The organism is Acinetobacter rongchengensis (assembly GCF_003611475.1).
Taxonomy (GTDB): domain Bacteria; phylum Pseudomonadota; class Gammaproteobacteria; order Pseudomonadales; family Moraxellaceae; genus Acinetobacter; species Acinetobacter rongchengensis.
The window spans coordinates 1-579 of record NZ_RAXT01000188.1 but is presented as its reverse complement, the minus strand read 5'-3'; the positions used below and the strand labels follow the sequence as shown (position 1 = coordinate 579).

General features: G+C 39.7%; 1 pseudogene. It reads right to left on the bottom strand.

What is annotated here, in order from left to right:
* A pseudogene (locus tag D7V20_RS19445) lies at positions 1–579 on the bottom strand (hypothetical protein); the annotation flags it as partial.

Sequence of the window (579 nt, the reverse complement as noted above, 5' to 3'; positions counted from 1 at the left end):
CCAGTATTATTAATGACTGTGTTGCCTGTAGTTACACTTGTTAAATCTAAGGTTTTACTTAAGGCAAATGCTACATTATTACCTGTCTTCGTCGCTGTAAGGTTAGTATCCGCTGGTGTTGCTACACCAATATCAACTGTATCTCCAGCTTTGATCGCTCCTGAGTTCTTACCATTCGTTTGTAAGTTGAAACCACCTTTTAGGGTAGTGATATCACTTGTATTTGTTGCAATATTCGTTGTATTAGTCGCAATCTGATTGCCTTGATTCGTTACAGTCGTCGTCAAATTACTTACATTCGTATTCGTTGTATTAAGCTGACCGCCATTCACTGCGTCTTTTGAACCAGCTGCAATACTTCCATCTGCGACATTCGTAATCTTTTGATTGTTTGCATCAAAACCGTTCGCTTTTACCACTCCACTAAATACTGGTGCATCGACTACATTGTATTTATAGGTGTTGGTTGCAGCATCATACACTGCTGTTGTATTGGTGCCATTCGCAAAGTTAACCGTTTCTCCAAGCTTAACGTTGTCTGCAGTTCCACCATTCACACTAAAGTTTAAGCCTTGATTG